This is a genomic window from Achromobacter sp. B7 (genome assembly GCF_003600685.1).
GTDB classification, from domain to species: domain Bacteria; phylum Pseudomonadota; class Gammaproteobacteria; order Burkholderiales; family Burkholderiaceae_B; genus Achromobacter; species Achromobacter spanius_B.
Genome location: NZ_CP032084.1, coordinates 3,813,228 through 3,840,196 on the forward strand (window position 1 = coordinate 3,813,228; position 26,969 = coordinate 3,840,196).

Annotated in this window: 27 protein-coding genes; 13 read left to right on the forward strand and 14 right to left on the reverse strand. The window is 64.1% G+C overall.

What is annotated here, in order from left to right; translation table 11 throughout:
- Positions 1-3: 3 nt before the first annotated feature.
- Positions 4-771: a 2-hydroxycyclohexanecarboxyl-CoA dehydrogenase gene (badH, locus tag DVB37_RS17155; RefSeq protein WP_120156287.1), complete on the reverse strand. Its 768-nt coding sequence runs from the start codon at positions 769-771 to the stop codon at positions 4-6.
- Positions 772-904: 133 nt separating this feature from the next.
- On the opposite strand from badH, the gene DVB37_RS17160 reads away from it, so the two are divergent.
- Positions 905-1,408, forward strand: a complete 504-nt coding sequence (locus DVB37_RS17160) for a MarR family winged helix-turn-helix transcriptional regulator (protein ID WP_162941237.1) — start codon at positions 905-907, stop codon at positions 1,406-1,408.
- A 14-nt stretch (positions 1,409-1,422) separates the two neighbouring features.
- Here DVB37_RS17160 and DVB37_RS17165 read toward each other — a convergent pair whose 3' ends face one another.
- On the reverse strand, positions 1,423-1,755 hold the full coding sequence (locus DVB37_RS17165; protein WP_046806983.1) for a zinc ribbon domain-containing protein: 333 nt from the start codon (positions 1,753-1,755) through the stop codon (positions 1,423-1,425).
- Positions 1,742-2,995 (reverse strand): formamidase, encoded by a 1,254-nt coding sequence (fmdA, locus tag DVB37_RS17170; RefSeq protein ID WP_120156289.1) that lies wholly within the window; start codon positions 2,993-2,995, stop codon positions 1,742-1,744. The genes DVB37_RS17165 and fmdA overlap by 14 nt, the downstream gene beginning before the upstream one ends.
- 244 nt (positions 2,996-3,239) lie before the next feature.
- On the opposite strand from fmdA, the gene DVB37_RS17175 reads away from it, so the two are divergent.
- A complete protein-coding gene (locus DVB37_RS17175) occupies positions 3,240-3,608 on the forward strand; it encodes a hypothetical protein (RefSeq protein WP_104144372.1) in 369 nt (122 codons plus the stop codon).
- Between the two features lie 108 nt (positions 3,609-3,716).
- Here the strand turns inward: DVB37_RS17175 and DVB37_RS17180 are convergent, their stop codons facing one another.
- Positions 3,717-5,216: an aminotransferase class V-fold PLP-dependent enzyme gene (locus tag DVB37_RS17180; RefSeq protein ID WP_046806980.1), complete on the reverse strand. Its 1,500-nt coding sequence runs from the start codon at positions 5,214-5,216 to the stop codon at positions 3,717-3,719.
- Positions 5,217-5,321: 105 nt separating this feature from the next.
- On the opposite strand from DVB37_RS17180, the gene DVB37_RS17185 reads away from it, so the two are divergent.
- Both DVB37_RS17185 and DVB37_RS17190 read left to right on the forward strand, forming a co-directional pair.
- Positions 5,322-5,795 carry an Lrp/AsnC family transcriptional regulator gene (locus DVB37_RS17185; RefSeq protein WP_240433905.1) on the forward strand — a complete coding sequence of 158 codons (474 nt, stop codon included), beginning with the start codon at positions 5,322-5,324 and terminating at the stop codon, positions 5,793-5,795.
- 194 nt (positions 5,796-5,989) lie between these two features.
- Positions 5,990-7,720, forward strand: coding sequence for an ABC-F family ATP-binding cassette domain-containing protein (locus DVB37_RS17190; protein WP_120156291.1), 1,731 nt, complete (start codon positions 5,990-5,992; stop codon positions 7,718-7,720).
- Between the two features lie 5 nt (positions 7,721-7,725).
- On the opposite strand, the gene DVB37_RS17195 is transcribed toward DVB37_RS17190, so the two are convergent.
- Positions 7,726-8,499 carry a hypothetical protein gene (locus tag DVB37_RS17195; RefSeq protein WP_240433906.1) on the reverse strand — a complete coding sequence of 258 codons (774 nt, stop codon included), beginning with the start codon at positions 8,497-8,499 and terminating at the stop codon, positions 7,726-7,728.
- A 197-nt stretch (positions 8,500-8,696) separates the two neighbouring features.
- Between DVB37_RS17195 and DVB37_RS17200 the strand changes: the two genes are divergently transcribed.
- The 7 genes from DVB37_RS17200 to DVB37_RS17230 all read left to right on the forward strand — a co-directional run bounded on the left by DVB37_RS17200 (position 8,697) and on the right by DVB37_RS17230 (position 16,866).
- On the forward strand, positions 8,697-9,209 hold the full coding sequence (locus DVB37_RS17200; RefSeq protein ID WP_046806977.1) for a winged helix DNA-binding protein: 513 nt from the start codon (positions 8,697-8,699) through the stop codon (positions 9,207-9,209).
- Between the two features lie 9 nt (positions 9,210-9,218).
- Entirely contained in the window at positions 9,219-11,072 is a 1,854-nt protein-coding gene (locus DVB37_RS17205) for a dipeptide ABC transporter ATP-binding protein (RefSeq protein ID WP_162941238.1), read from the forward strand.
- 55 nt (positions 11,073-11,127) lie between these two features.
- Complete coding sequence (locus DVB37_RS17210; protein WP_120156293.1) at positions 11,128-12,660, forward strand: ABC transporter substrate-binding protein; 1,533 nt, start codon at positions 11,128-11,130, stop codon at positions 12,658-12,660.
- A 144-nt stretch (positions 12,661-12,804) separates the two neighbouring features.
- A complete protein-coding gene (locus DVB37_RS17215; protein ID WP_046806974.1) occupies positions 12,805-13,728 on the forward strand; it encodes an ABC transporter permease in 924 nt (307 codons plus the stop codon).
- A gap of 5 nt (positions 13,729-13,733) precedes the next feature.
- The gene (locus tag DVB37_RS17220; protein WP_046806973.1) at positions 13,734-14,603 is read left to right on the forward strand and encodes an ABC transporter permease; all 870 of its coding nucleotides are present in this window, start codon (positions 13,734-13,736) and stop codon (positions 14,601-14,603) included.
- A 72-nt stretch (positions 14,604-14,675) separates the two neighbouring features.
- The gene (locus DVB37_RS17225) at positions 14,676-16,415 is read left to right on the forward strand and encodes a peptidase M14 (protein ID WP_120156294.1); all 1,740 of its coding nucleotides are present in this window, start codon (positions 14,676-14,678) and stop codon (positions 16,413-16,415) included.
- Between the two features lie 13 nt (positions 16,416-16,428).
- Positions 16,429-16,866, forward strand: a complete 438-nt coding sequence (locus DVB37_RS17230; RefSeq protein ID WP_120156295.1) for an acetyltransferase — start codon at positions 16,429-16,431, stop codon at positions 16,864-16,866.
- Here the strand turns inward: DVB37_RS17230 and DVB37_RS17235 are convergent.
- The 6 genes from DVB37_RS17235 to DVB37_RS17260 all read right to left on the reverse strand — a co-directional run bounded on the left by DVB37_RS17235 (position 16,841) and on the right by DVB37_RS17260 (position 22,112).
- The gene (locus tag DVB37_RS17235) at positions 16,841-17,044 is read right to left on the reverse strand and encodes an oxidoreductase-like domain-containing protein (RefSeq protein ID WP_082134625.1); all 204 of its coding nucleotides are present in this window, start codon (positions 17,042-17,044) and stop codon (positions 16,841-16,843) included. The genes DVB37_RS17230 and DVB37_RS17235 overlap by 26 nt on opposite strands.
- Before the next feature lie 9 nt (positions 17,045-17,053).
- Positions 17,054-17,608, reverse strand: a complete 555-nt coding sequence (locus DVB37_RS17240; RefSeq protein ID WP_240433907.1) for a GNAT family N-acetyltransferase — start codon at positions 17,606-17,608, stop codon at positions 17,054-17,056.
- A 138-nt stretch (positions 17,609-17,746) separates the two neighbouring features.
- On the reverse strand, positions 17,747-19,408 hold the full coding sequence (locus DVB37_RS17245) for a lytic murein transglycosylase (RefSeq protein ID WP_120156297.1): 1,662 nt from the start codon (positions 19,406-19,408) through the stop codon (positions 17,747-17,749).
- 108 nt (positions 19,409-19,516) lie between these two features.
- Positions 19,517-20,980, reverse strand: a complete 1,464-nt coding sequence (locus DVB37_RS17250) for an MATE family efflux transporter (RefSeq protein WP_240433908.1) — start codon at positions 20,978-20,980, stop codon at positions 19,517-19,519.
- Between the two features lie 6 nt (positions 20,981-20,986).
- The gene (locus DVB37_RS17255; RefSeq protein ID WP_104144361.1) at positions 20,987-21,349 is read right to left on the reverse strand and encodes a hypothetical protein; all 363 of its coding nucleotides are present in this window, start codon (positions 21,347-21,349) and stop codon (positions 20,987-20,989) included.
- A 25-nt stretch (positions 21,350-21,374) separates the two neighbouring features.
- Positions 21,375-22,112 carry a hypothetical protein gene (locus DVB37_RS17260; RefSeq protein ID WP_240433909.1) on the reverse strand — a complete coding sequence of 246 codons (738 nt, stop codon included), beginning with the start codon at positions 22,110-22,112 and terminating at the stop codon, positions 21,375-21,377.
- A 112-nt stretch (positions 22,113-22,224) separates the two neighbouring features.
- Here DVB37_RS17260 and DVB37_RS17265 point away from each other — a divergent pair, with 112 nt between their 5' ends.
- Both DVB37_RS17265 and DVB37_RS17270 read left to right on the forward strand, forming a co-directional pair.
- Positions 22,225-23,160 (forward strand): LysR family transcriptional regulator, encoded by a 936-nt coding sequence (locus DVB37_RS17265; RefSeq protein WP_120156300.1) that lies wholly within the window; start codon positions 22,225-22,227, stop codon positions 23,158-23,160.
- 72 nt (positions 23,161-23,232) lie between these two features.
- Positions 23,233-24,183 (forward strand): adenosine deaminase, encoded by a 951-nt coding sequence (locus DVB37_RS17270; RefSeq protein WP_120156301.1) that lies wholly within the window; start codon positions 23,233-23,235, stop codon positions 24,181-24,183.
- Between the two features lie 97 nt (positions 24,184-24,280).
- Here the strand turns inward: DVB37_RS17270 and DVB37_RS28735 are convergent, their stop codons facing one another.
- From DVB37_RS28735 to DVB37_RS28740, 3 genes are all read right to left on the reverse strand, one after another.
- Positions 24,281-25,081 carry a DUF6708 domain-containing protein gene (locus DVB37_RS28735; RefSeq protein ID WP_240433910.1) on the reverse strand — a complete coding sequence of 267 codons (801 nt, stop codon included), beginning with the start codon at positions 25,079-25,081 and terminating at the stop codon, positions 24,281-24,283.
- Positions 25,081-25,818, reverse strand: coding sequence for a hypothetical protein (locus DVB37_RS17280; protein ID WP_162941239.1), 738 nt, complete (start codon positions 25,816-25,818; stop codon positions 25,081-25,083). The genes DVB37_RS28735 and DVB37_RS17280 overlap by 1 nt, the downstream gene beginning before the upstream one ends.
- 442 nt (positions 25,819-26,260) lie before the next feature.
- The gene (locus DVB37_RS28740) at positions 26,261-26,935 is read right to left on the reverse strand and encodes a DUF6708 domain-containing protein (protein WP_240433911.1); all 675 of its coding nucleotides are present in this window, start codon (positions 26,933-26,935) and stop codon (positions 26,261-26,263) included.
- Positions 26,936-26,969: the final 34 nt, after the last annotated feature.

A 26,969-nucleotide genomic window follows, 5' to 3' on the forward strand; every position in this document is an offset into this window, starting at 1 on the left:
CCTTCAGCCGTTCATCGTCAAACCGCCCGACACGCTCAATACCTGCCCGGTGATGTAGGCGGCGTCATCGCTGGCAAAGAACAGGATCGCGCCGGGCAGGTCGTCCGGCTGGCCGATGCGGCCCAAGGGAATGGCGCGGGTAAAGGCCTCAAGCAATTTCTCGGGGTTGCCGGCGCCTTCCTTGTAATCGGCGAACAGCGCGGTGTCCGTCGGGCCCGGGCACACCACATTGACCGTGATGCCATGACGCGCGTGCTCGCGGGCGATGGTCTTGGAAAACGCCACCAAGCCGCCCTTGCACGCCGCGTACACCGCTTCGCCCGAAGACCCGACGCGCGCCGCGTCCGACGCGATGTTGACGATGCGCCCCGCCTTGCGCGCCGCCATGCCGGGCAGCACGGCGTGGTGCAAATGCAAGGCGCCCACCAGGTTGATGGCGATCAGCCGTTCCCATTGCGCGGGTTCCGTCTTGGTGAATGGCTTGAACACGTCCCACCCGGCGTTGTTGACCAGGATGTCGATGGGCCCCAGCACGGTTTCCGTTTCGGCGATGGCCGCGTCCACCTCGTGGCGCTGAGTAATGTCACAAGCGATGGCCAACGCGCGCCCGCCCGCCGCTTCGATCTTTTCGGCTACCCGCCGCGCATGCTCTTCGTTCAAGTCCAGCACGGCCACGGCAGCGCCTTCCCTGGAGAAACGCGCGCAGGTCGCGCCCCCTATCCCCCCACCGCCGCCCGTTACCACAGCCGTCTTGCCTGCCAGTCTTTGCATGATTTCCTCTGCGCGGGTTGCAGGCTTGGTATCCTTGCCAACGAATCAGGCCAAGCCCATATACGTAAACATGTTGACGTATATTAGAGACTTGGCGACGCCGCATCAAGTTGCGAAACACGGTACGAAGCTTATGAAAAACCCTAATAAAAACACCGAAACTGCCAGAATGGAGTTAGCCAACCGGTTGTTCTTCCGGTTATACCAATGCGCCAACATGCTGCATAAAACAGGTAGCCGAGCGGTGGAACACCTGGGGCTGACCACGCAGCAATGGGCGGTATTGGGCGCGTTATCGCGGCCAGAGGCGGCCGACGGAATGAGCGTGGGCGATCTGGCGCGCTACCTGATGGTCAGCCGCCAGAGCCTGTCGGGTTTGCTTGGCCGGATGGAGCGTGACGGCCATATCGGCAGTGCGCCGGATGGGCGCGACCGGCGCTCGCGCTTGATCACGATGACGCCATCCGGTCGCAAAGTGTGGGTGCACGACGCCGTTCCGCGCATCCATGATTACTACGAAGACGCGCTGGCCGACTTCTCGGTTGGCGACCTGAGCCACACGCTGCACTATCTGTTGAAGCTGCTGGAGAACATGCAAGGCATGGACAAGGACGCGCCGCAAGACGACGCGCCCTGACCTTGCTCGCCTGACTAGTGGCTGATCATCCAGGGCCTGGCGCCCGCGAAGGACTTCGCCCCGTCGGTGCTGGTTCGCGTCTTGCCGGACGCACGGCCGCCCGAGCAACACCCGCAGTTCATGCCATGGCCCGCGCGCGAGCTTCGCGGCTCGTTTGCGCTGCGTTCATTGACCGCACGCGCGCGGTTCACGGCGGACGACAAGGCCGAAATGGCCGGCGCGCCGCCGATGATGCGCGCGGACAACGCGCCGCATTGCGGGCACGCGGCCGGGTCGCGCCATTGCGCCAGCGGCCGCAACGCGGCAAAGTCGCCGCATCCGCCGCAGGAATAGTCATACATGGGCATCGCGGTTCTCCTGGCGGTCGCGTGACAGCGGCATGTCTACCCCGCCCCGGATATGTTTGATCGGCCCGGATGCCGAGGGCTGGATATCGAAGTCGAAGATCTCGGTGGGCAGCCACAGCGTGGCGCAGGAATTGGGGATGTCGACCACGCCGCTGATGTGGCCTTGCACGGGCGCGCAGCCCAGAAGCGAATAGGCCTGGGCGCCGGAATAGCCGAATTTCTTCAGGTATTCGATGGCGTTCAGGCACGCCTGCCGGTACGCCACGTTCACGTCCAGGTAGTGCTGCTTGCCTTCTTCGTCCACCGAGATGCCTTCGAAGATCAGGTAGTCCTTGTAGGCCGGGGTGATGGGGCTGGGCTTGAAGATCGGGTTCTTGATGGCGTACTTTTCCATGCCGCCCTTGATGAGCGACACGCGCATGTGCACCCAGCCCGCCATTTCGATCGCGCCGCAGAACGTGATTTCGCCATCGCCCTGCGAGAAGTGCAGATCGCCGACCGACAAGCCGCCGCCGTCGACGTACACCGGGAAGAACACGCGGGCGCCGCGCGACAAGTCCTTGATATCGCAGTTGCCGCCGTGCTCGCGCGGCGGCACGGTACGTGCGCCCTCGGCTGCTGCGCGGTCGCGGTCAGCACCTTGCAAAGCGCCCATGTGGGCCGTCTTGGGCGCGGGCGGGTTCGCCAGCGGCGGTACACGGTTGGGGTTGGTGTCGATCAGCGCCTGTTCGCGCCGGTTCCACGTTTGCAGCAGCTTCTTGTCGGGCAGGCAACCGATCAGGCCCGGATGGATCAGGCCCGCGAAATTCACCCCGGGGATATGGCGGGACGACGTGAACATGCCGTGAAAATCCCAGATGGATTTTTGCGCATGGGGGAAATGTTCGGTCAGGAAACCGCCCCCGTTATTGCGGCTGAAAAAGCCGTTGAACCCCCACAGGCTGTCGGGCTTGGCGCCGATATCCAGCAGGTCAACCACCAGCAAGTCACCGGGTTGCGCGCCTTCTACGCCCACCGGCCCCGACAGAAAGTGCACGGTGGACAGGTCCACATCGCGCACGTCGTCGGCGCTGTCGTCGTTCTTGATGGCGCCGCCGGTCCAGTCATAGGTTTCCAGCACGAAGTCGTCGCCCGGCTTGACCCAGACGGCCATGGGGATATCGGGGTGCCACCGATTATGGATGTGCTTGTTTTCGTAAGGGGACTGGTCCAGGTCGACCGTGATGAGGGGTGTCGTCATTCTCTTTCATCTCCAACGTACGTGTTGATAAAACAGAACAGCAGCCAAGAAGGCGCCCGATCCCGTTGCGGGTCGGGTCATTTTGAAAAGGTGAACGGTGATCGATGTGCTGATTGATGGTAGACGCGTTCGGGCGATTCACCATACTGGTTTTCCATGCAGTGGCAGGCGTGCGGCGCACCATGCCACGGGGCATTTTTCGCACCAGTTATGATGCACACCACGTCATACCAAGGCTTTTCGCATGGCAGCAACCCCCCGCCGGCCCCTGGCCGTTTTTTTGATCCTGACGGCATGCGCCGCCGGGTCCGCGCACGCGGACGACGCGTGTGTGTCGCGCGTCGACGAGCAACTGCGCTCGATCAAGCGCGCGCAGGATGTGCAGCGCACGCGCGAAGCCGCCAACAATCTGCAATTGAACCGCGAGCTGTGCCAGGGTCGGCTGGACCTGCTGGATGCCCGCTATGCGTTGGTCGATGATTTCGAGGCGTGCCGCCGCAACGGCACGACGTTCTCGGAGTCGGTCGTGCGCGACCTGACTCGCGCGTCGGACGAGTTGGCCGACGCAAAGGCGGCGTGGGTCCGCACCTGCGGCCGCCAGATGAAAGACTGACCGCGGACCCACCGCAGAACAGACGGCAAGTGGGGGCGAAGGGCCGACCGGTCGGTCAATAAGCCCATTGGCCCTTGCCCTCCGTTGTCCCGCCGCCTTGCCGATCGCTCAGATCGTCATTTCCATTTCCACGCTTTGCGGGTAGAAAATGGCGCGGCTGGGATCGAAGCCGTAACGCGATTCGAACTGCGTCGCGTCGGCCGCCAGCGCCAGCACGGACTCCAGGATGAAATCCGCCTTGGCGTCCGGCAACAGCACACTGAAGTTCAGGCGGATGAAGCCGGGCTTTTCAATCTCGCGGCCGTCCAGGATGGCTTGCCGCATCTGCCGCGACTGCGCCGGCCCGATATCAAGAAGCCGGTGCACATACGGCCCCGCGCAGGCGCAACCCCCGCGCGCCTGGATGCCGAAACGGTCGCTTAACATGCGCGTCACCAATTGCTGGTGCACATAGCCGCCCTTGCCGTCGCGTACCCGAAACGAGAAGATCGGCAAGCGCTCGGCCGTCAGCGAGCCCAGCAATTCCAGGGGTTCCGCGCCTTGCCAGGCGGCAAGCGCGCGCTGCACGAAATGCGCGTTGCGCTCACGCATGAAGTCGGCGCCCAGCGCTTCCTTGACCAGGAGCACCAAGGCGGCGCGGATGTCGCCCACCACGTTGGGCGTACCCGCCTCTTCGCGCGATTCCAGGCTGGCGCTGTAGTCATGACCCTCGGGCGACACGAATTTGACGGTGCCGCCGCCCGGCCAGGTGGGCGTGGTGTCGATCACCGCATCGCGGCGAACGATCAGCACACCGGATGCGCCCGGCCCGCCAATGAATTTATGCGGCGAGAACACAATGGCGTCGATGTGCGCATTGGGTGCCGGCGACATACGGACCGGCAGGTACGGCGCGCCGCCCGCGTAGTCCCACAACATCTTGGCGCCTGCCTGCTTGACGCGCCGGGTGATGCCGGCCACATCAGCCACGATGCCGGTCACGTTCGAGGCGGCCGACAACGCGCAGATCAGCAGCGTGCCGGCGGGCGCGTTCAGCGCGGCGTCCAGCGCCGCCAAGTCGGGACCGCCCTCGGCGGCTTCGGCAACTTCCACAATCTGCGCGCCGCATTCGCGCCACGGCAAGATATTGGAATGGTGCTCGTACGGGCCGATGATGACGCGGACGGGCTTGCCTGCCGCTACCGCCGCATGCACGCCAAACAAATGCACCAGGCGGTTGATGCCCGCCGTGGCGCCGGACCCGGCGAAGATCACGGCATGGGCGTCGGTGGCGCCGCAGCAACGCGCGACAGCGGCGCGGGCCTCGCGGCGCAAGCGGGTAATGAAACCGCCGCAATACGAGGCTTCGGTGTGCGAATTGGCGTAATACGGAAGCACTTGTTCCATGACAAAGCGCTCGACCTGCATCAGCGCGCGGCCCGAGGCCACGTAGTCGGCATAGACCAGCGGCTTGCGGCCAAACGGGCCGTCGACGAACGCGTCTTTGCCAATCAGGCCATCGGCAAGCTGGGCCGCGATGTCGGGGGATGCCAGGCTGTCTTGAAACTGCTGCAAGGGACTTGCGGTGTTTGAGGCCCCGGCCGTGGCCGAGGCGGTAAGCGTCGTCATGATAAGTCTTCCAATTGATGCGAAATATCATACGATGGAAGCCGACAACAAACATCACCGTTATTTTGCGTAAATCAATATAACTTGGGTCATATGAACGAACGGATGGAGAAAATAGACAAGCTTGATCTGAGCATCATTGCTTGCCTGCAAAAAGACGGTTCCCTGTCCCAGCGCGAGCTGGCCGACCGGGTCGGCCTTTCGCAGAACGCGTGCTGGCGCCGGCTACAGCGCTTGAACGCATGCGGCATCATTCGCGGCACCCGCGCCGAGGTCAGCCTGGTGGCGCTGGGGCTGGACCTGACCGTGTTTGTGATGATCCGAACCAGCCACCACGCCAAGGCCTGGGCCGACGGCTTTCGCCAACACGTCGAGCGCCTGCCCGAAGTGACCGAGTTCTATCGCATCGGTGGCGATTGGGACTACCTGATCAAGGTGGTCTGCCGGGGCATGGCCGGCTACGACCGCTTCTACCAAAAGCTCATCACAGACTTCGAACTGTCGACTGTGACGGGCTTTTTCAGCATGGAAGCCATCATCGAAAACCGGCCGCCCGATCTGCGGCTGTTGGAGACCTGAAAGGGCTACGTCGGTGGGCCGGAGCGGGAACTTTCGCGTACGATGCGGTTCGAACGCCAGTGCCGCCCGCACTCTCCCGGAGACTCCCCAGGCCATGATTCTTTAAGCACTCCCTTTGATTTCCCTTTGCCTTGCAGTGCGCTGCCCTATGGCCGCTGCCGCGCAAAGCGTTTCATTATTTCGGAGAGCTATCCATGGCCCGGTCATCCAGCGCGCCGCCCCCGGCGCAACCCTTGACGCATTCGGCGTCGTCCTTCCTTGGTTTGCAGCATGTCAGCTTCGCGCTGCCCGACGGCCGCGTGCTGCTAGACGACGTCACCCACGACTTCGCGCGCGTCCGCCATGGCGTCATCGGGCGCAACGGCGCGGGTAAATCAGTGCTGCTGCGCGTCATGCTCGGCACCCTGCCGCCGCAGTCCGGCCGCGTTGTGCGCCACGGGAAACTGGCCCATGTGGCGCAGACGCCGGCTTGGCCCGATACCGCCACGCTGGCGGATGTTGCGGGCCTGGGTCCCGTGTTTCGCGCCTTGGCCAATATCGAAGCAGGTAGCACCGACCGGGCAGACTTTGACTTGGCGGAAGGCCATTGGCTGATCCATCAAGACTGGGCGCGCATGCTTGCCGACGCCGCCCTGCCGGACTGGCAACCCGCAAATCCCGCCTGCGCGGCAAGTGGCGGCGAGTTGACCCGCGTGGCACTGGCCGGCGCCTTCCTGCAAGGCGCCGACGCCCTGTTGCTGGACGAACCCACCAACCACCTGGACACGCGCGCCCGCGATTGGCTGACAGAAAAAATCCACGCATGGCGCGGCGCGCTGATCGTCGTCAGCCACGACCGCCGCTTGCTGGACGCCATGGACAGCATCGTCGAACTGGACAACGCCGCCCTTCGCGGCCACGCCGGCAACTACAGCGCCTGGCGCGCGCAACGCGACAGCCAGGACGCCGCCGCGCACACGGCCCTGGCGCATGCGCGCCATGAACGCGCCAAGGGCCTGCGTGCGCTGCGGCAACAGCACGACGCCCAGCAGCAGCGCACCGCGCGCAACAGCCGCAACGCCCGCGAAACCAATCAGGCCGCCGTGTTGCTGGGCGGCAAAAAGGCCAGCGCGCAAGCGCACGCGGGACGTGATCGCCAGCGCCGTCAGGACGCCGCCGCCGCCTTGGACGTCGCCGTCAGACAGGCCGCCTCGCTGGCCCCCACGGCCGCGGACGTGGCGCTGGCATTGCCCGACACCACGGTGCCGGCCGGGCGGCGCGTTCTACACCTGGAGGCCGCCCTGCCCCCGTGGCCGCCCCGCGCCAAACCGCTTAGCTTGACGTTGGACGGCCCGTTCCGGCTGGCAATCCAAGGCCCCAACGGCTGCGGCAAAAGCACACTGCTAGCGATGCTGGCCGGTGTGCTTGCCCCGCGTGCCGGCCGCTGCGACGTGCGCGTGCCCACCGCGATGCTGGACCAGGCCGCAAATGCATTGCCTGCAAGCGCATGGCCTGCAAACGCATTGCCCGCAAGCGCATTGCCGGCAAACGCATTGCCCGCAAACGCGTCGCTATTGCAAACCCTGGAGGCGCAGGGCGCGCCGCTGTCACCGGGCGAACTGCGCAGCCGGCTGGCCCTGCTGGGCCTGGGCGCAGCGCAGGTCCAGGCGCCCGCAGCCACGTTAAGCGGCGGTGAACGCATCAAGGCGGCGCTGGCCTGCGCGTTGTGGCGAAAGCAACCCGCGCAGTTGCTGTTGCTGGACGAACCCACGAACCACCTGGACATGGCCTCGGCGCAGGCGCTGGAAGACGCTTTGGCGCATTACCCCGGCGCCATGGTGGTGGTGTCGCACGATGCGGCGTTTCAGGACCGGATCGGCCCCACGCACTATTTAACGTGCGGCGACGACGGGACGTGGTCGCTACGGGAAAGCGCTCCTGCATAGATTTTTCAGACGCCGGAGGTGGCCTCTGCCATGTCGGTTAGTCGCGCCTGGCGAGGCGGCGCCTTGCGCTTTTTAGCAAAGACGAACACGTGCTGAAAGTCGTCGTCCACGCGATGAATGTCAGCCTGCACCCCGACAATCGGCGGCACGAACGATTCGAAATACTCGCGTACTACGGGCATCACTGGAAACGGTGCCCGATCCGGTCGGTCGTTATAGCCCAGCACCAGCAGGCCACCCGGCTTTAATACGAGTTCGCATTGCGTCAGCAGACGCCTGAACTCGGCTGCGTTATTAATACCGAAACCCAACAAGCCGTTTGCCACCACCACATCGAACGCGTTCCGGCCATAGTGATCCGCCATGTGGATGGCGCTCCCCGTCCAATGGCTACCCGGCCGCCCATACACTGCCTTGCGCGCCTCGATATCCAGCGAATGAAACTGGCATAGCAATAAGCGCGGGTAATGCCAGTTGTGCTTGTCGATGCCCACGAACAGGGTTTTGATGTCGTGGTCCGCTACGGCCGCCATTTCATTCAGATAACCGAATACGGATTCCTCCAAAAAGTCGCGGTTCGGCGCGCGAAGGCGGAAATCGATATTCAACCGTTCGGCCGTTCTTGGGGACAACTTGAACAGCACCCGCTTAAGTAACGTCTTGAGATCCCGCATCCCACTTCCATTTTTATTGTGATTTTCAAGGGCTTTGGCCTCAAGGCGGCCCGTGTCCGACTTGAGGCCAAAGCGATTGAAAAATGATAGGGAGCGGCCGCGCAAGAACTATCAGAAGATTCCCAATCAGCACCAGGACGATTACTAAAATGGATCTGAGTAGCCCTCGCCTCTCGCACCGCTTGTAGGTGTGCGCCCGGCCCTGGCCCTTATTACCCAGGGTTATCCCGAATGCCTGCATAACAACAAATCGTCAATAATTCGCCAACGTTTTGTCATCGATCCGTCCCTTTACACCTGCCATGTCTGCCTCCATCCGGGACGCCATCGTTTCTTCCGCCCATCTGGCCACGTCCGCCCCGCAGTTATCCGAGGTGGAATTTGGCCTGATCATCGCGTCGCACGCGTTCAACCGCTGGATGGTGCGCTGCATGGCCTGCGCCGGCCTGCCCGATCTGACCTCGCTGGACATCCTGGTGCTGAACCACGTGTATCACCGTGGACGCGGCAAGAAGCTGGCCGACATCTGCTTCACCCTGAACGTCGAAGACACGCACCTGGTGAACTATTCGCTTAAGAAACTTGAGCGGCTGGGCGTCGTGCAAAGCGCCAAGACGGGCAAGGAAGTGATCTACACCACCACCGACGCCGGCGCCGCCGCCATTGCGCGTTACGCCGAAGTGCGCGAGCAGTGCCTGGTCAAGTCGTTCATCGACTCGCCCGCCGCGGACGAAGCCAGCCACCAGCTGGCCAACACCCTGCGCGCCCTGTCGGGCCTGTACGACCAGGCTGCCCGCGCCGCCACCTCGCTGTGAGAATCCACGTTGTCTAGCACCACCGCTTCTTCATCCGCCCCGCTGCTGTCCGTGCGCGGCGTATCGGTTGACTTCAATACCGACAACGGCGTGTTTCGCGCCGTCGACGGCCTGGACTTTGACGTCCAGCCGGGCCGGACGCTGGCGATTGTTGGCGAGTCCGGTTCGGGCAAGTCCGTCACGTCCATGGCGATCATGCGGCTGACGGATTACTCGAACGGGCGCATCGCCACCGGCCAGATCCTGTTTCGCGACGACAACGGCCGCGAAACCGATCTGACCCGCGCCACCGACGAGCAGATGCGCGCCATTCGCGGCAACGACATCGCGATGATCTTCCAGGAACCGATGACGTCGCTGAACCCCGTGTTCACCATCGGCGACCAGATCGTGGAAGCCATCATGCTGCACCAGCAGCTGTCGCGCTCGGCCGCACGCGCGTGCGCGCGCAAGCTGCTGGACAAGGTGCGCCTGCCGGACGCCAAGCAGCTGCTGGACCGCTATCCCCATCAACTGTCGGGCGGCATGCGCCAGCGCGTGATGATCGCCATGGCACTGTCGTGCCAGCCGCGCCTGCTGATCGCCGACGAACCCACCACCGCGCTGGACGTCACCATCCAGGCACAGATCCTGAACACCATCCGCGAACTGCAACGCGACCTGGGCACCGCCGTCATCTTCATCACGCATGACATGGGCGTGGTGGCCGAGATGGCCGACGACGTGGTCGTGATGCTGCGCGGCAAGAAAGTCGAACAAGGCACCGTCGAGCAAATTTTCAATGCGCCCAAGCACCCGTACACGCGCGCGCTGCTGGCCGCCGTGCCTCGCCTGGGCAGCCTGACCGGCCGCGACCTGCCGCTGCGCACGCCGCAAACCGTGCTGGAAGGCGACACGCTGCGCGAAGTGGGCGAAACCCGCGAACAAGACACGGCCACCTACGACGCCCCCGTGCTGCGCGTGGAAAAACTGACGACGCGTTTTGACGTCGGCCACAATTTGTTCGGCCGCGTCACGCACCGCGTGCACGCCGTGGAAGAAGTCAGCTTTGACGTCTATCCCGGCGAAACGCTGGCGCTGGTGGGCGAGTCCGGCAGCGGCAAGTCGACCATCGGCAAGACCTTGCAGCAGCTGGTGGCCCCCACCTCGGGCGCCGTGCGCTACAACGGCCAGGACATTTTTTCGATGGACGCCGCCGGCCGCCAACGCCTGCGCCAGGAAATCCAGTACATCTTCCAGGACCCGTACGCGTCGCTGGACCCGCGCAAGACGGTGGCTTTCAGCATTGCCGAACCGATCCGCACGCACGGCTTGCTGCATGGCGAAGACGCCATCGCGCGCCGAGTGGGCGAGCTGCTGGAACAGGTGGGCTTAAAGCCCGAGCATGCCAAGCGCTATCCGCATGAATTCTCGGGTGGCCAGCGTCAGCGCGTGTGCATCGCGCGCGCCCTGGCCAGCAACCCCAAGCTGATCATTGCCGACGAATCCGTGTCGGCGCTGGACGTGTCCATCCAGGCGCAGATCCTGAACCTGCTGATGGATCTGCAAAAGGACCGCGGCCTGTCATACCTGTTCATCACGCACGACATGGCGGTGGTGGAAAAGGTCAGCCATCGTGTCGCGGTGCTGTACCTGGGCCAGATCGTGGAACTGGGCACGCGCCGGCAGATCTTTGAATCGCCGCAGCACCCGTACACGCGCAAGCTGCTGGCCGCCGTGCCGGTGGCCGAGCCCGGCCGCCACATCGACACGTCGCTGATCGAAGGTGAAATCCCTAGCCCGGTACGCCGCGTCGGCGACGAACCGGCCATTATTCCGCTGACTGAATTCGCGCCCGGCCACCAAGTGGCCCGCGCGGCCTAGCCTCAGCCCCCCTTTTTTCCTCGGTGTGATCCGAGTTCCCGTCCCTGGAGCGAACATGCAATTCCTACGCACCACCTTCACCGCCACCGCCCTGACCCTGGCGTTGGGCGGCGCGATGCCCGCCGTCTTCTCGACCGCGCATGCCGCCGGCACGCTCAGCGTAGCCATCAACCAGGACCCGGGCAGCTGGGATCCCATCGACACCTTTGTGACGTTCTGGGGCTCGGTGGGCGGCAACCTGTATGACGGCCTGACCATGCGCGGCGCCGACCTGAAGCTGCAACCCGGCCTGGCCACCAGCTGGGAATACCTGGACGACAACAAGCGCCTGCGCTTCAAGCTGCGCGAAGGCGTCAAGTTCCATAACGGCGAACCCTTCAACGCCGAAGCCGTGAAGTTCACGTTTGAACGCCTGCTGGGCGCGGAAGGCGCCAAGGGCCCGCAAAAGTCCAACTACGATTCCATCGGCGAAATCAAGGTGGTGGACGAGTACACCGTCGACTTCATCCTGAAGCAGCCGGACCCCGTGCTCTTGACCAAGCTGGCCGGCTACGGCGCCATGATCGTGCCACCCAAGTACATCAAGGAAAAAGGCGAGGACTACTTCAACACGAACCCGGTCGGCACCGGCCCGTTCAAGTTTGAAAGCTATCAACCCAAGGTCAACGTGACCTTGGCGCGCAACGACGACTACTGGGGCGGCAAGCCCAAGCTGGATAAGGTCGTGTACCGCTTCATCAGCGAACCCGGCACGCAAGTGGCCGAGCTGCAAGCCGGCCGCATCGACATTGCCACGCTGATCCCGCTGGGCCTGATCGAAACGGTGAAGAAGTCGGGCAACGCCGACGTTATCTCGACGGGCGGCCCGGTTGCCTTTGCGCTGCGCTACAAGACCACCGGCGGCATCACGCAGAACCGTGACGTGCGCCGCGCGCTGATCATGGCGGTGGACCGCGAGGCCATCGTCAAGCAGCTGCTGCTGGGCCAGGCCAAGGTCATTGCCAGCTTCCAGGGCCCGCAATCGTTCGGCTACAACCCCGACCAAAAGCCGCTGCCCTTCAACCCCGCCGAAGCCAAGAAGCTGCTGGCCGCCGCCGGCGTGAAGCCGGGCGCCACCGTGCAGATCGACGTGCGCGGCAGCGATTCGAACTTCCGCGAAGTGGCCCAGGCCGTGTCCGGCTACCTGCAAGGCGTGGGCGTGCGCGCCACCATCAAGCCGTATGAAACCGGCGTGCTGCTCAACGACATCATCCCGGGCGGCAAGACGGGCGAGATGTGGCAGAACCAATGGGGCGGCTGGACGTACGACTACGACAACACCGCGTACCTGATGTATCACACTGGCCAGAAATGGAACCCGTACGACAACGACGCCAAACTGAACGGCATGCTGGAAGCGCAGCGCACCGTCTATGACGTGAAGAAGCGCGAAGCCATGTTGCAGGAAATCGCTGCGTACGTCGCCGATCAGGCGCTGGAAATGCCGCTGTACAGCCTGAACACGATCGTGGGCGTGAACAAGCGCGTGAAGAACCTGGAAGTGCCCGGCGATATCCGCTTCCGTTTCCTTCAGACCAGCGTGGAGTAACGACCCCGAAGCGCCAGGCGCTTCGCCCCAGGGACAAGCCCGCGGCCGGCAAGGCCGGCCTCGCGGCCCTCCCTGGCAGGGTTCGAGCAGGACTCATAGCATTCACTCACTGATCCGCCCCGGTGAAAACCGGGGCGGCGCCTCATGACCGGATTTCTTATTAAGCGCGTGTTGCAGGCGGTCTTCGTGATCGTCGCCGTGACATTGCTGGTTTCCTATGCAGTACGCCTGACCGGCGACCCCGCGCTGATGCTCAGCCAGGGTTCGGGCAGCGTGACCGAACAAGACCTGGCCAACATCCGCCAGGCGCTGGGCCTGAACCGCCCCTTCCACGAACAATACCTGTCGTACATGCAAGGGCTGTTGCACGGCGATTTCGGCCGCAGCTTCATGGGCGGCACGTCTGTCGCCAAGTTGATCGGCGACGCCCTGCCCGCCACGCTGATGCTGGCGTTTACGTCGTTGATCGTGTCGATTCTGATCTCGCTGCCGCTGGGCATCCAGGCGGCCATCAAGCGCGGCAAGGCCACCGACCAGGCCATCCGCATCCTGTCGCTGGTGGGCCTGTCGTTTCCGAACTTCTGGCTGGCGCTGATGCTGGTGCTGCTGCTGTCGATCACCTTTCCGCTGCTGCCGCCTTCGGGCTGGAGCGGACCGGCCAGCCTGGTGCTGCCGTCGCTGACGATGGCCATCATCCTTAGCGCCACCAACATCCGCCTGGTGCGCACAACCATGCTGGAAACGCTGTCGGCGCAATACATCATGGTGGCGCGCAGCAAGGGCCTGAAGGAACGCGTGGTGCTGTACAAGCATGCGCTGCGCAATTGCGCGATTCCGCTCATCACGTATCTGGGCCTGCAATTTGGCGGCCTGATCGGCGGCATCGTCGTCATTGAAATGGTCTTTAACTGGCCGGGCCTGGGCACGCTGGCGTTCGACGCCATTTCGGGCCGCGACTACCCGGTGCTGCAAGGCACGGTCACCGTGCTGGCCACCGTCATCGTCCTGGTCAACCTGATCGTCGACATCGCCTACGGCATCGTCGACCCCCGTATCCGCACGCGTTGAGCCTTATGCAGACAACCTCCTCCACCGCCGCCGCGCCCAAGCCTTTCAAGCCGCGCAGCCGCTATCGTTCGCTGGAATTCGTGCTGGGCGCGTTGCTGACCGGCGTGATGATCCTGTTGGTGCTGACGTCGGGCTGGCTGTTTCCCGATGGCGGCGAATCCATGGACCTGGCCGCCCGCCTGATGGCCCCGTTCACGTCGGCCGCGCATCCCTTCGGCACCGACCCGCTGGGCCGCGACGTGCTGGCGCGTGTCATCGTCGGCGGCAAGATCTCGTTGATGGTGGGCTTTGCGTCCGTGATCGGCGGCGCGCTGCTGGGCATCGTCATGGGCCTGATCGCCGGCTACTACCGCGGCTTCTGGGACATGATCGTCATGCGCTTTGCCGACGTGCAGCTGGCGCTGCCGTTCATCCTGGTGGCCATCACGTTCATTGCCATCCTGGGCGGCGGCCTGTTCAACGTGATCTTCTTCATGATCGTGTCGCAGTGGGTGCAGTATGCGCGGCTGGTGCGCGCCCAGGTGCTGGCGCTGCGCGAACGCGAATTCGTGCTGGCCGCCCGCGCCTTCGGCGTGCGTGACCTGGCCATGATCCGCCACCACATCGTGCCCAACCTGCTGGGCCCGCTGGTGATTCTGATGACCTTGAACGTGGCCAACAACATCCTTCTGGAAAGCAGCCTGACCTTCCTGGGCCTGGGCGTGGATCCCATGATTCCCAGCTGGGGCGGCATGCTGGCCGATGGCCGCACGTATATGCAGACCGCATGGTGGGTCAGCGTCTTTCCCGGCGTGGCGATCATGCTGACCGTGTTAGGCCTGAACCTGCTGGGCGATTGGCTGCGCGACCGCCTGGACCCCACCGGAAAGGTGTAAAAGACCAAATGCCCCGCAAGGGGCATTTGTGAATTTGCAGGATGCCGCCTGAACCCCGAAGGAACACAAAGCATGTCTTTGCTTGATAAAACATTTGACCGCACGCTGGACGCCTGGACCCATGCCTACCTGGCGCCCGCCTGGCGTGGCGCGGTCGTGGAAGGCTGGCTGTTCGAAGGCGTGCAAGCCCGCCGCGCGGCGCAGGCCCGGCTGGCGCAGGCCGGCGTCACCGCGCGTTTTCGCAGCGCCTACAAGCCGCTGCTGCATTTCTTTTTGGAAGACGTCCAGCGCGAGGGCCTGGTGTCCGCGCTGGTGCGCTACCCGCTGCATGAACACGCGCAGGCCAAGCGCTTCACGCTCGAAGCGTATCCGCTGATTGCTTTGCTGGACGGCGTGCGCGTCGTCATGCAGGCCGGCGCCAACGACTTGCATTACGACGTCACCCTGACCTACGCCGACGGCCGCCAGGTTGACGCACGCGTGTTCGCCCCCAACGTCGTGGGCGCGGCCCAGGATGGCACGCCCGAACTGTCGCCTACCGGCTGGCTGCGCGTGCAGGACGCTGACGGCGTCGTGCAAACCGATGGCGCGCAATCGACGGAATACCAGCAGGCGTTCCGCAGCATCGTGGACACGGTGCGCAACCACCCGTGGGGCGCGCATGAACCGTATTTCGACCGCCTGGAGATCCGCGTGGACCTGCCCGGCATGGACTTCGCGCTGCCGGTAGATGAAGAAATCGTCAGCACCTTCGAAGCCCTGCACGAGGACGTATATTTCACGTTGCTGGAACATTTTCAGCATCATTCCGGCCGCCCGTCGGGTGACCGCGGCTTGCAACCGGGCCAGATCATTCCCGACATCCGCCGGCATGACGGCGCGGCGCGAGTGCAGATATCGCTTGAGCCGTTTACGCACGTCGCACCGGTCACGCCCGTGCCGCCCAACGCCCCGTTGGCGCAGTGCCGCGAGCCCCTGACGGCGGGCCAGATCGCCGGCTGTGTGGCGGCTTTTGGCGGCGACACCTTCCAGGCAGTGTCGCGTCAAGGCCGCCCGGTGCTGGGGACTTATGTCCGTGGCCCCGGCCCCGCCGTGTTCATTTCGGGCGCGCAGCATGCCAATGAAACCTCGGGCGTCGTCGGCGCATTGCGCGCCACCCAGGCGCTGGCCGAACGCGGCGACGCGCACTTCGCGCTGATCGCCTTGGAAAACCCCGATGGCTACGCCCTGTTCAACCGCCTGCGCGAACACCACCCGCGCCACATGCTGCATGCCTCGCGCTACAGCGCGCTAGGCGACGACATCGCGTATCGCGAGCACGCCCCGTTTTTCGAACGCGACGGGCGCCATCAGGCGCATGCCATCAGCGGCGCGCAATTGCACATCAACTTGCACGGCTACCCCGCGCACGAATGGACCCGGCCGCTATCGGGCTACCTGCCCCGCAATTTTGAACTGTGGACGATTCCCAAGGGATTCTTCCTGGTGCTGCGCCATCATCCGGGCTGGGGCGACCGAGCGCGCCGCTTGATAGAAGGCGTCACCGCGCGGCTGGCGCGTAACGTGCCGGGGCTGGTGGAATTCAATGCGCGCCAATTGGAACTGTTTCACGCGCATGCGCTCGAAACGGGATTCGATGTCATGAACGGCATTCCCGTGCAGATCACCGAGACCGACCGCGAAGAACTTCCGCTGGCGCTGATTTCCGAGTTTCCGGATGAAACGGTCTACGGCGACCGCTTTATCTTCGCGCATACTGTGCAAATGGAAACCGTCCTGGCGGCGACTGACCTGTACCGCTCAGGGCTGTAAAGACCAATAAGAAATGAATATCCGAGAACGCAATCACGGCGACGACCTGGCCCTGGCGGACATCTGGCTCCGTTCGGTGCGCGCCACGCATTCCTTCCTGACCGAAAAAGAAATCCAGGGCATGTACCCGCAGGTCCTCAACACTTACCTGCCGTCCGTGCGGGTGTGGGTCTGCGAAGACGAAGACGGCGACATCGCCGGCTTCATGGGGCTGACGGGCAACAAGGTCGACATGCTGTTCGTGGATGCCAGCAAGCGCGGCAAGGGCGCGGGCCGCCGCCTGCTGAACTTTGCCCGTTCACTGCATGGCACGCTGCTGGTGGACGTCAATGAACAAAACCCGCAGGCGCATGGCTTCTACAAGCACTACGGGTTCGTCGACACCGGCCGCTCGGCGCACGATGACGCCGGCCGCCCCTTCCCCATCATTCACATGAAGCTGGCGGGCTGACCGCCTCATGACGGCTACGCCAGGCTTTCAAGGCCTGGCGATAGTTTTCCATGGCTTCGTCATACCGGTCGTACACGCAGGGGATGCAGCCGCTGTTGCAGCATTCATCCGGCGCGGGCGGTTCCGGCGGGACGGGGATGGGATCGTCGTCGGGCGGGGTCGGTAGGCGGGTGCTCATGGCCGGATGTTAACGCGACGGCAACGCTGTATTTGCATCGGCCACGTCTTGCTGGTCGCGCCATTGCCTGCGGTGAATCTCGTAGCGGACCTTGGTGTTGGAGTCGGGCTTGGCGTTGGCGTTGTTGGCGTTGTCAGTTGCCGCCTCCACATCGCCAAGCAGGCGCATGCCGATCTTTTCCAACACCCGGCGCGATGCCGCGTTGGATCGGATCGCGACCGCGCACAACGTGTCCACCGGCAGCAGCCTGAAACCCAATCCGACCAGCGCCGTTGAGATCTCGACGGCGTAACCCCGGCCCCAGCAATCCGGCTCGAACGCGTAGGCAAGCTCGATGGCGCCGCCTTCATCGGTAAGCGTGAACTTCAGGCCGGCGCGCCCTGCCAACGCGCCATGCTCCCGGGTTTGCAGCACATACATGCCGTAGCCATGGTCCAGCCAATGGGCCACGTTTTGCGCCAAGTACAACCGGCTGGCGGCGGCGTCGCGCGTACCGCCCATGGTGGCCATCACGTCCGCATTGGCATGCATCTGCGTGATGAACGACAGGTGCGACTGACGCATGCGCTCGGCGCGCAAGCGGGGTGTCAGGAAAACGTCAGGAAATGCGGCGTGCGGCATGACAGTCGAAAAGAAAACGGGGCGGCTACATCATAGCGGCGCAAGGCGACGCATGACAGTAGCCGCCCCGGTACGGCGGGCTTACTTCGCGGGCCGCGCGCGCAGGGCGTCGGGCTTGTCGGCCTTCAGCGCATCCAGAATGCGTTTGCCCACCCGGCCATCTTGCGGCAGGTTGCGGCGTTCCTGTTCGGCGCGCACCGCGTCGCGGGTCTTGGCGCCGGGTATGCCGTCCGCCTCGCCCACGTCGTAGCCCCGGCCGTACAGCTCTTCTTGCAACTGCTTGATCTCGGCGCGCGACAGGCCGGGGTCATCTGTCGGCCACGCCGCGATGATGCCCGGGCGGCCCTGCAAGCGGTTCAGCAGCAACGACACCGCCAGCCCATAACGGCGCGACTGGTTGTAATGCAGGATGGCGTCAAAGTTCACCGTCGCCAGAAACACCGGCCCCTTGGCGCCGGTGGGCGCGAACAGATAGGCTTGCTCGTCATTGCCCGACGGCAGCTTCAGCACCGACCCATCACCCTGCTTCAAGCCGGCCTGCGCCCATTGGGCAATCGTGCGGCGGTCTTGCGAGCCCACATACTCCGCGTCCGGTTCAGGAGGGATGGCGGCGGCCAATTCGGCCGGCACGCGCACTTCCACCACGGCCGGCAGCCCATGCGTCCACTTGGCGCGGCGCTTGCGCAGATGGTTGGCGGTAGACGCCAGCGCGTCAGGCAGCGAATTGTAAAGATCGATGCGGCCATCGCCGTCGCCATCGGCGGCCAGTTCGTAGAAGGACGTCGGAATGAACTGCGTCATCCCGAAAGCGCCGCTCCAGGAACCCACGAAGCTGTCCGCCGGCACCGTGCCGTCACGCAGCAGACGCACCGAGGCGTAGGCGTTTTTTTCCCACAGCGTTTTGTTTTCCGTGCAGGCGCGCGTCAACCAGGCGTTCAGCACGTCGGTCTTGCCGATCTGCCGGCCGTAGTTCGTTTCAATACCAAAAATCGCCACCAGCGTGGCGGGGTCCACCTGGTATTGCTGGCTGATGGTGGCCAGTTGCGGGCCCACCTTCTTCATCACCGCCAGGCCGTCATTGACGCGTTCGTCGTCCACGGTCTTGGCGATGTAGTCCCACCAGCTTTCGCGCCCTTCGGGCTGGCCCTTGGCGGACGCAACGGTAGTGGGCAGAAGCTTGGCGCTGGCTGTGTATTTATCCCAATCCGCCACGGTCAGGCCATTGGCGGCGGCACCCTTGCGCAACTTGGCGATACACGCCTTCGTGTCCAGCTCGGTCGGAATGATGACCGTCGGCGCGGCGGCGGCAGGCGCGGCTGCAGGCGCGGCAGTAGCGGGCGTCCCGCTAGCGGCGGGGGCCGCAGCGGGCGTCGCAGTGGCCGGCGTAGCAGCGGCGTCCGGAGCAGCGGCGGCCGGAGCGGCAGCGGCCGGAGCGGCAGCGGCCGGAGCAGCAGCGGCCGGAGCGGCAGCGGCCGGAGCGGCAGCGGGCGCCGACGCGGGGGCCGGCGCGGGCGTTGCGGTGCCGGCCTTTGTGGCTTCCTGCTCGGCAACAACGTCGTCAAAGCTGCGCTTGGGCGTCAGCGGCGGCTGGGCCGGCGCAGGTGCGCTCTGCACGCGCGTGCCGGTGGCGGACGCAGGCGATTGCGCCTGAGCAGCGCCCGCGACGGCGATGATGGCCGCCGCCAACACAAGGCGCGACAGGCCAGGGGAATCGATTCGAGGGCGTGAAGAACGCAGACGCATGGTATTCCTGAAAAATCCAAGTCAGCCCGGATCGTACCGCGACCGGCCGCCGAAATCGAACGCGGCGCAGTGATGTTTTTGCGTCGCCCCTTGCCGCCCCGCCTGACGTCAGGCCGCGTGGGACTGCGCTTTATCGACCGGCGGCGCGCGCAACACACGCAGGCAGACCGCCATCGCAATCAGGCTGAACACCGCAAAGCCCAGCGCCTGTCCCAGCAGCACGCCCTCGGCGCCACCATAGTGCGCGCCCAGCCACACAAACGGGATCGTGCCTACCGTGGACCGCAGCCAACCGATCATCGTCGAATACGTGGCGTACCCCAGGTTGTTGAACACGGCGATCGACACGAAGAACAGGCTGTTTACTGCCCAGGCGAAGCTGCCGTAGCGGCAAAAGAAAATCACCAGCTCACGCCCCGGCCCCGTCATGCGGAACAGGTCGGCCACCCACGGCGCGGCCAGCGCCAGCAAGGTCGCCGCACCCAGGCCATACACCACAGCCCAGCGCGACGTCAGGCTTACCGCCTGCCTGACACGGTCCCATTGGCCCGCGCCCAGGTTCTGTCCAAGAATGGGGCCTATCGCGCCGGGCAGCACGAAGTAAAGCGAATAAGCCAGTTGCAGCACGCGGTCGACCACCGTCGCCCCCGCCATGACGCTGGGGCCAAACGTGGCGTAGGTCGACACGGTGAAGATCACGGCCGCTGGCGTCGCCAGCGCGGTCAATGCGGCCGGCAGCGCGATCCTGCCTATGGCGGCCAGGTCGCCAAGCAGCGCGGCCCGCCCAGGCCAAGCCACCAGGCGATGCTTGCGGAACACCAACCAGCCGCCCAACGCCACGGTGGCCATGCGCCCCACCCCGCCCGCCCACGCAATGCCTTGCATGCCGCCGTCCAGCACGAAGATGACGATGGGATCCAGCACCGCCACCGTCGTCGTGCCTGCCAACAGCACCCACATGGACTGCCTGCCGCGCCCCGATGCCCGCAGCAGGTTGGACAACATCATGCCGATGCCCATCACCGCTGCGAACGGCGTCGTGATCAGCACGTAGGACAACAGGTGTTCGCGCATGTCGGGCGCCAAATTGATCGCCGCCGTGAACGGGCCGATTGCCGCCAAAAAGAGGACACCGGCCGCCAGCGCGGACCCTGCCATCAAGATGAGCGACGCACCGGCCAACGTGCGCGCGCGCGGCGCATTGCCCGCGCCCAGTGCGCGCGACACCAGCGCGGCGCCGCCCACGGTGACGCCGATGCACACGGACGTGATCGTGAACTGCGTCATCGACCCAAAGCCCACCGCGCCCATCACGGCTTCGTCCTGCAAGGTGCCCAGATACAGCAACGACAGGAATTCCACAGCGAAGACGGCCAGCATGCTGGCCCAGCCGGTCAACACCATTTCAAGCACATGCGGCCCGAGCGGCCCCGCTATGAAACGGGCGCGCGAGACGTCAGCCTGGGGATACGCTGACTGGCCGGCGCCGCCGGGTGCGTGGTCGTCTACGCCCGGCTCAAGCCCCACGCTGGTGGATGCGGCTTCAGGTCGCTTCGCGCCGGGCGTATCCACTGCTATCTACCGAGGCGCCGCGTCGCCGCGCAGCTGCTGCAAGCGTTCGATGGCCGCCTCCAGGCCTTGCGCGGCGGCGGCTTCGTACCAGTGCAGTGCGGCTTTCATATCCGTCTGTTCCAGAATCATCGCCTGCACGTATTGCGCATCGGGATTGCCGCGCTGCGCATCGGCCAGCAAGGCGCGCTGCGCCAGGGCGTCCTGACGCGGCGACTCGCCATACACGTGCGCGTCATTGCCCACCGGGTCTTCGATCATGCCGCGCAGCGAAGGCGGGTTATGTGCAAACTGCTGCCGCCAGAACAACGCGGTCAGCAGGATGAAGGCGATGAAGACCAAGGCAACGATAAGCAGGTTTTTACGAGTCATGGGGGCATGAAATACGGGATGAAAATCAGGGCTGAAGCGGCGCGAACCAATATTGCGACACACTGCTTTCGTTGGAATACCACGGCAGCAAGCCGATGCTGTCAGACTCGCGCTGCACCGTCACCAGCAGGCCGCCGTCCTGGGGTCGAAACATTGCCACGTGGCGTCGCACACCCATGGCTTCATGCTGGCGCCAATCGTGCCGCACGCTGACCCATAACCTGCCCTGGGTGCAGCCGGTGTAGCGCCGGATGCCGTCGGGCATGTTCAAACGCGCATCGCCCGGCATGGCCGTCATGTCCTGCGCGCCGTCCTGCATCGGCAGCCGCGCGGCGGAGCGCGAGCCCTGCCCGTCCAGCGCCAGCACGCTCCAGCCCCGGGCTTCGGCCACCAGTGACACAGTCGCCTGATCCGTCAACCGCCATTCCGGCAGCAGCGATTCGCGCATGCCCGGCAAGCCCAGCGGATACAGGAAGAAGGTGCGCAAGTCCTTTAACGCCCCGTTTTCTTCGCCCGCGCGCAATTCGCCCCGGGCGCGATAGGTGCCCGCCAGCTCCGGACATTGCGCGGGGTCCGAAGGCAGCACCACCGGCTCGCCGCTTTTGAACGACGGCCACGTGACGGCCACTTCATCCACGCGCGACACGCCGCAAGCGGCCAAGGTCAACGTCAACAGGCCGGCCGCCCCCATGCGGACAAGCGAACGCGCGCGGCTCGCGCAGGGCGTAGCAAGCGGTTGGGCGGAAAATAGGGATGAATTCATGGTTGCGCGCGTCCAGCCGGGATCGGCGCTGAACTATATCTGAAACCCGCCCCGCCGTTGCCAAGCGGTGCGCGGCGGAGAATAATCGGCACATCTCCACCGGCCAGGCACCATGACACCGTTCCGAGGCAAACTTCGCATCCGGCACCTGGAAATCGTGCTGACCGTCTCCGAGCTGGGCAACCTGTCCAAAGCGGCGGCGCAGCTGCACAGCACGCAATCCGGCTTGTCGCGCGCCATCGCCGAGATCGAGGAGCTGGTGGGCGCGCGCCTGTTCGAGCGCACGGCCAAGGGCACCACCTGCACGCCGCTGGGCGAGGCGATGTGCCGCCACGCCCGCCTGCTGCTGACGGATTTTCGCAAGGCAGAGATCGACCTGGCCGCCGTGTCGCGCGGCGACGAAGGCAGTCTGACCGTCGGCTGCTTCTCGATGTTTGCCGGCTGGCCGGTGGCGCAGGCGGCGCGCTCGTTTCGGCAAGCCTATCCGCGCATCACGCTGACCATCGAGATCGGCACGCACGAACGCCTGATCGAAGACCTGGACGCGGGCGCGCTGGACGTGCTGATCAGCCGATTTTCGTCCACCGTCAACCCGCAGATCTATCGTTCCACCACCTTGCTGGAAGACGCCGTCGTGCTCGGTTGCGCCACGCACCATCCGTTGGCCGGGGTGGCGGGCACGACGCTGGCTGACTATGTGGCTTACCCCTGGATCACCGCGTTGCCTGGAAGCCGTATCCGAGGCGAGCTGGAAATGTCCCTGCGCCAGGCCGGTTTGGCGATTCCGGATATGATCGGCGCCCTGTCCCTGGAGTTTGGCCGCGAAATGCTGCTGGACGGGCACTACCTGTGGATGCTGCCCGGCAGCGTGGCCACGGTGCGCCAGGCTCGCGGCGAACTGGTCGTGCTGCCCGCGCGCCCCGCGATCAAGAAGTCCCCGCTTGCCGCGATCTGGCGGCGCGACCGCCCCAGCACCCGACAGGCCCGCGCTTTCGCGGCGCATCTGGCGCAGGCCATCGAAGCGGACGACATCGCGCTGGCCGCGTGATCGTTCGTTATAACGCCGGCACTTTTCGCCGATCCTCTTTTTCTGAACACGCCCCTTTTTTTCGGAGCACCCATGTACGACTGGCTCAACGCACTGCCCAAGGCGGAACTGCACCTGCACCTGGAAGGCTCGCTGGAACCCGAGCTGCTGTTCCAGCTGGCGCAACGCAACGGTGTTGCGCTGCCCTGGCCCGACATCGATGCGCTGCGCGGCGCCTACAACTACGGCAACCTTCAAGAATTTCTGGACCTGTATTACATGGGCGCGGACGTGCTGCGCACCGAGCAGGACTTCTACGACCTGACCTGGGCCTACCTGTTGAAGTGCCGCGAGCAGAACGTGGTGCACACCGAACCCTTCTTCGATCCGCAAACGCACACCGATCGCGGTATTCCGTTCCAGGTCGTGCTGGATGGCATCAGCCGCGCACTGGAAGACGGCCGCAAGCAGTTGGGCGTATCCAGCGGACTGATCCTGAGCTTCCTGCGCCACCTGCCCGAAGAGCAAGCCATGCGCACGCTGGAACAGGCCCTGCCCTTTCGCGACGCATTCATCGCCGTCGGCCTGGACAGCAGCGAAAAAGGTTTCCCGCCGCGTTTGTTCCAGCGCGTCTTCGACCGCGCCCGCGCCGAAGGGCTGCCCGCCGTGGCGCATGCGGGCGAAGAAGGCCCGCCCGAGTACATCTGGGAAGCGCTGGACCTGTTGAAGGTGCTGCGCGTGGACCACGGCGTGCGCGCTGCCGAAGACCCGAACCTGATCGCGCGGCTGATCGACGAACAGATCCCCCTGACCGTCTGTCCGCTATCCAACACCCGGCTACGCGTCTTCGAACACATGCGCGACCACAACATCCTGTCGCTGCTGGACGCGGGCGTGAAGGTCACCGTGAATTCGGATGATCCGGCTTATTTCGGCGGGTATGTGACCGAGAATTTTCAGGCGCTGCATGAACATTTGGGCATGACGCAAGATCAGGCGAAGGCGCTGGCGGATAACAGTCTGGATGCGCGCATCGCGAAGTGAGGCGTGGAGGAAGGCGGCGGGCCGTGGCTGGAAGTAAGGCACCAGAGGGATCAGCCTCTGGCTATTTCGCGGGCTTGATTCACTCTGGTATCGCGGATCACGGCGCGCTCCGCGATTCGATGTCCATTGCCTCCGGCCATTCAACCAACGGCGCCCAACGCAGCGCCAGGTTGTATGCCGGCACGTCATTCGCATCGCGTGGTTCGATGTCGCACGGCGGCAATGCGTCGGGGCCTTGCTGCATGTAGGTGCAGACATAGGCCCAGAGATTGTCCAGATCTTTGTTGTACGTGCTGAGGGGGAAACGTTCGATGACCTCGTTCGTGCCTGGCTTGACGATGGCGATTGAGACGCCCCACTTGATCATCAGGGTGCCGCTGGACGAGGCTCCCCATTGCTCCCAGACTTCCGCGCGAACGTCGTCCCAGTCGTAGCTGGCGGTGGTGACGTACCAGTGGGAGAAGGGTTTCCACCAGACCATGTGGAAACCATAGACGTAGATTTTTCGGCGGAGACGGTTGAAGCGGATGGGAAGGTCGCGGGGTTGCGTGACGTCGGTCCGATACATGAGCACACTGATCCAAGCGCATAGGGCCATTGCGAAGAGCCCAATCACCAGGTTAAACAGAACATCTTGATTAATGCTTGCGAAAGCACGTAAGAGTGTTCTGAAAATGACCCCAGGCATTTCAACGACTGCGCAATAGCCTGTGATGATGACGGCGAACAGCAACACCCCGCGTACGCTGGAAGAACGTCTGGAAAGTTCCAAGTAGGTATCGTCAACGTGATTTGGCCCACTTTCTTTCAGGCTCGGCTTCACAACAGGCGTTTCGCCGGGCCCGGGTAAGTCGCGCTGCCATCCCACGCATTGCGGAGTCAAGATAGAACGCGCCATCACGCCACCTCCGTCATCGTGACGCTCGCATAACCGGCAAGATCGTCCTTGTCATACCAATAGATAATGCTGACCGTAGCACTCTTGATCCCGTGCAGAGGTCCGAGCCAGTAATTACAAGCTAGCACCGGCGCCTCTTTCGTCGGCAACAGATGGCCTTTAGGCGTCAGCCGCCGAAATTCATCCAGAACAAGTGCTCCTCGTACGCTATTGTGATGGACGGCCTCAAGGACACCTTCTACCGGCATCGGAGTGTGTCGTCCGACTTTGTCTATCCCGAAGCACTCTACAAAAAGCCTGAATTCATAGCATGAATGCTCCGGATCAAAGCCAGGCAGTACGATCCGATAGCCGAGCTCCAATCCCGATTCCATGCCGCCCGTTGCCTGGATCTGCAATACGTCGGCCGCCAGGAGCGAATCGAAGTCCATTGGCCTTCTTGCAGGATGAAAGCCGAGGATCGCCTCCATACCGATAAGTGCGGCATTCAGCTCCGAGATTGCGGCATCCATTTGATCTGCCGTTGCCCAGCGGAACCCTTCGTCTGCCTGACCGAAGTATGAACGGCGGGACCACAGCTCTAGAGCATCCGACTCTCTGCCTTTGGCGACCCTGCCCAGGGCGAATGCTAGAAGTCCGGCCGCGATACCAATACCCAGAGATCCTATCAGCGCCGCCCCGGTTAATGCTCCATACACGCTAAAAAATGCTCCGCCAAACGCGATGGCGCCAGACATTCTGTACTTCTCGCCAGCATCGCCATCCCCCACCCCATCGGCACGCCCCGCGGCCCCCAAGCTTCCAACCCCATCCGCCACTCCCCCCAAAGCCGCAATCGCGCCACCGGCTATAACCAACCCCTTCCCCAGCCCAATCGCCTTCGCGATCACGCCAAGCTCGACATTCGCGACCCGTCGCATAAACGGCTGGACCGCCTCGCCGGCCACACTGAGCGCCAACCTGCCCGCCTCGACACCCGCCCGAGCATGCCGATGACCGCTCCACACAACGCTGCCATCGCCTCTGCATGCTCCACGTCCACCGTGCTACGAGCGGATTCCAGGCAGGTTTGCACGCCGTCGTGAAAAGAGTAGAGGCTGACAAGCGATAGTGCGCCGTATGCCGAAACAGAGCCGCGCTGGGGCCGAGATACTGCAGTTGCCCGCGCTAGCCGCACCGTCACGGCGCGCTCCGCGATTCGATGTCCATTGCCTCCGGCCATTCAACCAACGGCGCCCAACGCAGCGCCAGGTTGTATGCCGGCACGTCATTCGCATCGCGTGGTTCGACGTCGCACGGCGGCAAGGCGTCGGGGCCTTGCTGCATGTAGGTGCAGACATAGGCCCAGAGATTGTCCAGGTCCTTGTTGTAGGTGCTGAGGTGGAAGCGTTCGATAACTTCGTTCGTACCGGGTTTGACGATGGCGATTGAGACACCCCACGTGACCATCAGGGTGCCACTGGACGAGGCACCCCATTGCTCCCAGACTTCCGCGCGAACGTCGTCCCAGTCGTAGCTGGCGGTGGTGACGTACCAGTGGGAGAAAGGCTTCCACCAGACCATGTGGAAACCGTAGACGTAGATTTTTCGGCGAAGACGGTTGAACCGGATGGGGAGGTCGCGGGGTTGAGTGACTTCGGTTCGATACGCAAGCACGGTGCTCCAGATGCATAGCGCCACGACGAGCAGCGCGGCCAGAACCATAAGCAGATCGGATGAACTAAAAGTTGATAGCGCGTGCAAAATCGCCGTAAAAAGGGCGCGTGGCGCCTCAACGACGGTGCAATAACCCATTAAGACCACCCCGTACAGCAAAATTCCACGAATGGTGGACGAACGCCTGGGCAATTCCAAGTAAATGCCGTCAACGTGGTTCGGCGCATCCGCC

Bases quoted from the DNA above. Each gene is read 5' to 3' on its own strand.
- DVB37_RS17245 (WP_120156297.1), bottom strand. From the start codon at position 19,408: ATGCGTCTGCGTTCTTCACGCCCTCGAATCGATTCCCCTGGCCTGTCG.
- DVB37_RS17160 (WP_162941237.1), top strand. From the start codon at position 905: ATGAAAAACCCTAATAAAAACACCGAAACTGCCAGAATGGAGTTAGCC.
- DVB37_RS17220 (WP_046806973.1), top strand. From the start codon at position 13,734: ATGCAGACAACCTCCTCCACCGCCGCCGCGCCCAAGCCTTTCAAGCCG.
- DVB37_RS17215 (WP_046806974.1), top strand. From the start codon at position 12,805: ATGACCGGATTTCTTATTAAGCGCGTGTTGCAGGCGGTCTTCGTGATC.
- DVB37_RS17200 (WP_046806977.1), top strand. From the start codon at position 8,697: ATGTCTGCCTCCATCCGGGACGCCATCGTTTCTTCCGCCCATCTGGCC.
- DVB37_RS17260 (WP_240433909.1), bottom strand. From the start codon at position 22,112: ATGAATTCATCCCTATTTTCCGCCCAACCGCTTGCTACGCCCTGCGCG.
- DVB37_RS28735 (WP_240433910.1), bottom strand. From the start codon at position 25,081: ATGGCGCGTTCTATCTTGACTCCGCAATGCGTGGGATGGCAGCGCGAC.
- DVB37_RS17210 (WP_120156293.1), top strand. From the start codon at position 11,128: ATGCAATTCCTACGCACCACCTTCACCGCCACCGCCCTGACCCTGGCG.
- DVB37_RS17185 (WP_240433905.1), top strand. From the start codon at position 5,322: ATGGAGAAAATAGACAAGCTTGATCTGAGCATCATTGCTTGCCTGCAA.
- DVB37_RS17180 (WP_046806980.1), bottom strand. From the start codon at position 5,216: ATGACGACGCTTACCGCCTCGGCCACGGCCGGGGCCTCAAACACCGCA.
- fmdA (WP_120156289.1), bottom strand. From the start codon at position 2,995: ATGACGACACCCCTCATCACGGTCGACCTGGACCAGTCCCCTTACGAA.
- DVB37_RS17280 (WP_162941239.1), bottom strand. From the start codon at position 25,818: ATGTCTGGCGCCATCGCGTTTGGCGGAGCATTTTTTAGCGTGTATGGA.
- DVB37_RS17270 (WP_120156301.1), top strand. From the start codon at position 23,233: ATGTACGACTGGCTCAACGCACTGCCCAAGGCGGAACTGCACCTGCAC.
- DVB37_RS17255 (WP_104144361.1), bottom strand. From the start codon at position 21,349: ATGACTCGTAAAAACCTGCTTATCGTTGCCTTGGTCTTCATCGCCTTC.
- DVB37_RS17225 (WP_120156294.1), top strand. From the start codon at position 14,676: ATGTCTTTGCTTGATAAAACATTTGACCGCACGCTGGACGCCTGGACC.
- DVB37_RS17190 (WP_120156291.1), top strand. From the start codon at position 5,990: ATGGCCCGGTCATCCAGCGCGCCGCCCCCGGCGCAACCCTTGACGCAT.
- DVB37_RS17175 (WP_104144372.1), top strand. From the start codon at position 3,240: ATGGCAGCAACCCCCCGCCGGCCCCTGGCCGTTTTTTTGATCCTGACG.
- DVB37_RS17230 (WP_120156295.1), top strand. From the start codon at position 16,429: ATGAATATCCGAGAACGCAATCACGGCGACGACCTGGCCCTGGCGGAC.
- badH (WP_120156287.1), bottom strand. From the start codon at position 771: ATGCAAAGACTGGCAGGCAAGACGGCTGTGGTAACGGGCGGCGGTGGG.
- DVB37_RS17265 (WP_120156300.1), top strand. From the start codon at position 22,225: ATGACACCGTTCCGAGGCAAACTTCGCATCCGGCACCTGGAAATCGTG.
- DVB37_RS17165 (WP_046806983.1), bottom strand. From the start codon at position 1,755: ATGCCCATGTATGACTATTCCTGCGGCGGATGCGGCGACTTTGCCGCG.
- DVB37_RS17235 (WP_082134625.1), bottom strand. From the start codon at position 17,044: ATGAGCACCCGCCTACCGACCCCGCCCGACGACGATCCCATCCCCGTC.
- DVB37_RS17240 (WP_240433907.1), bottom strand. From the start codon at position 17,608: ATGCGTCAGTCGCACCTGTCGTTCATCACGCAGATGCATGCCAATGCG.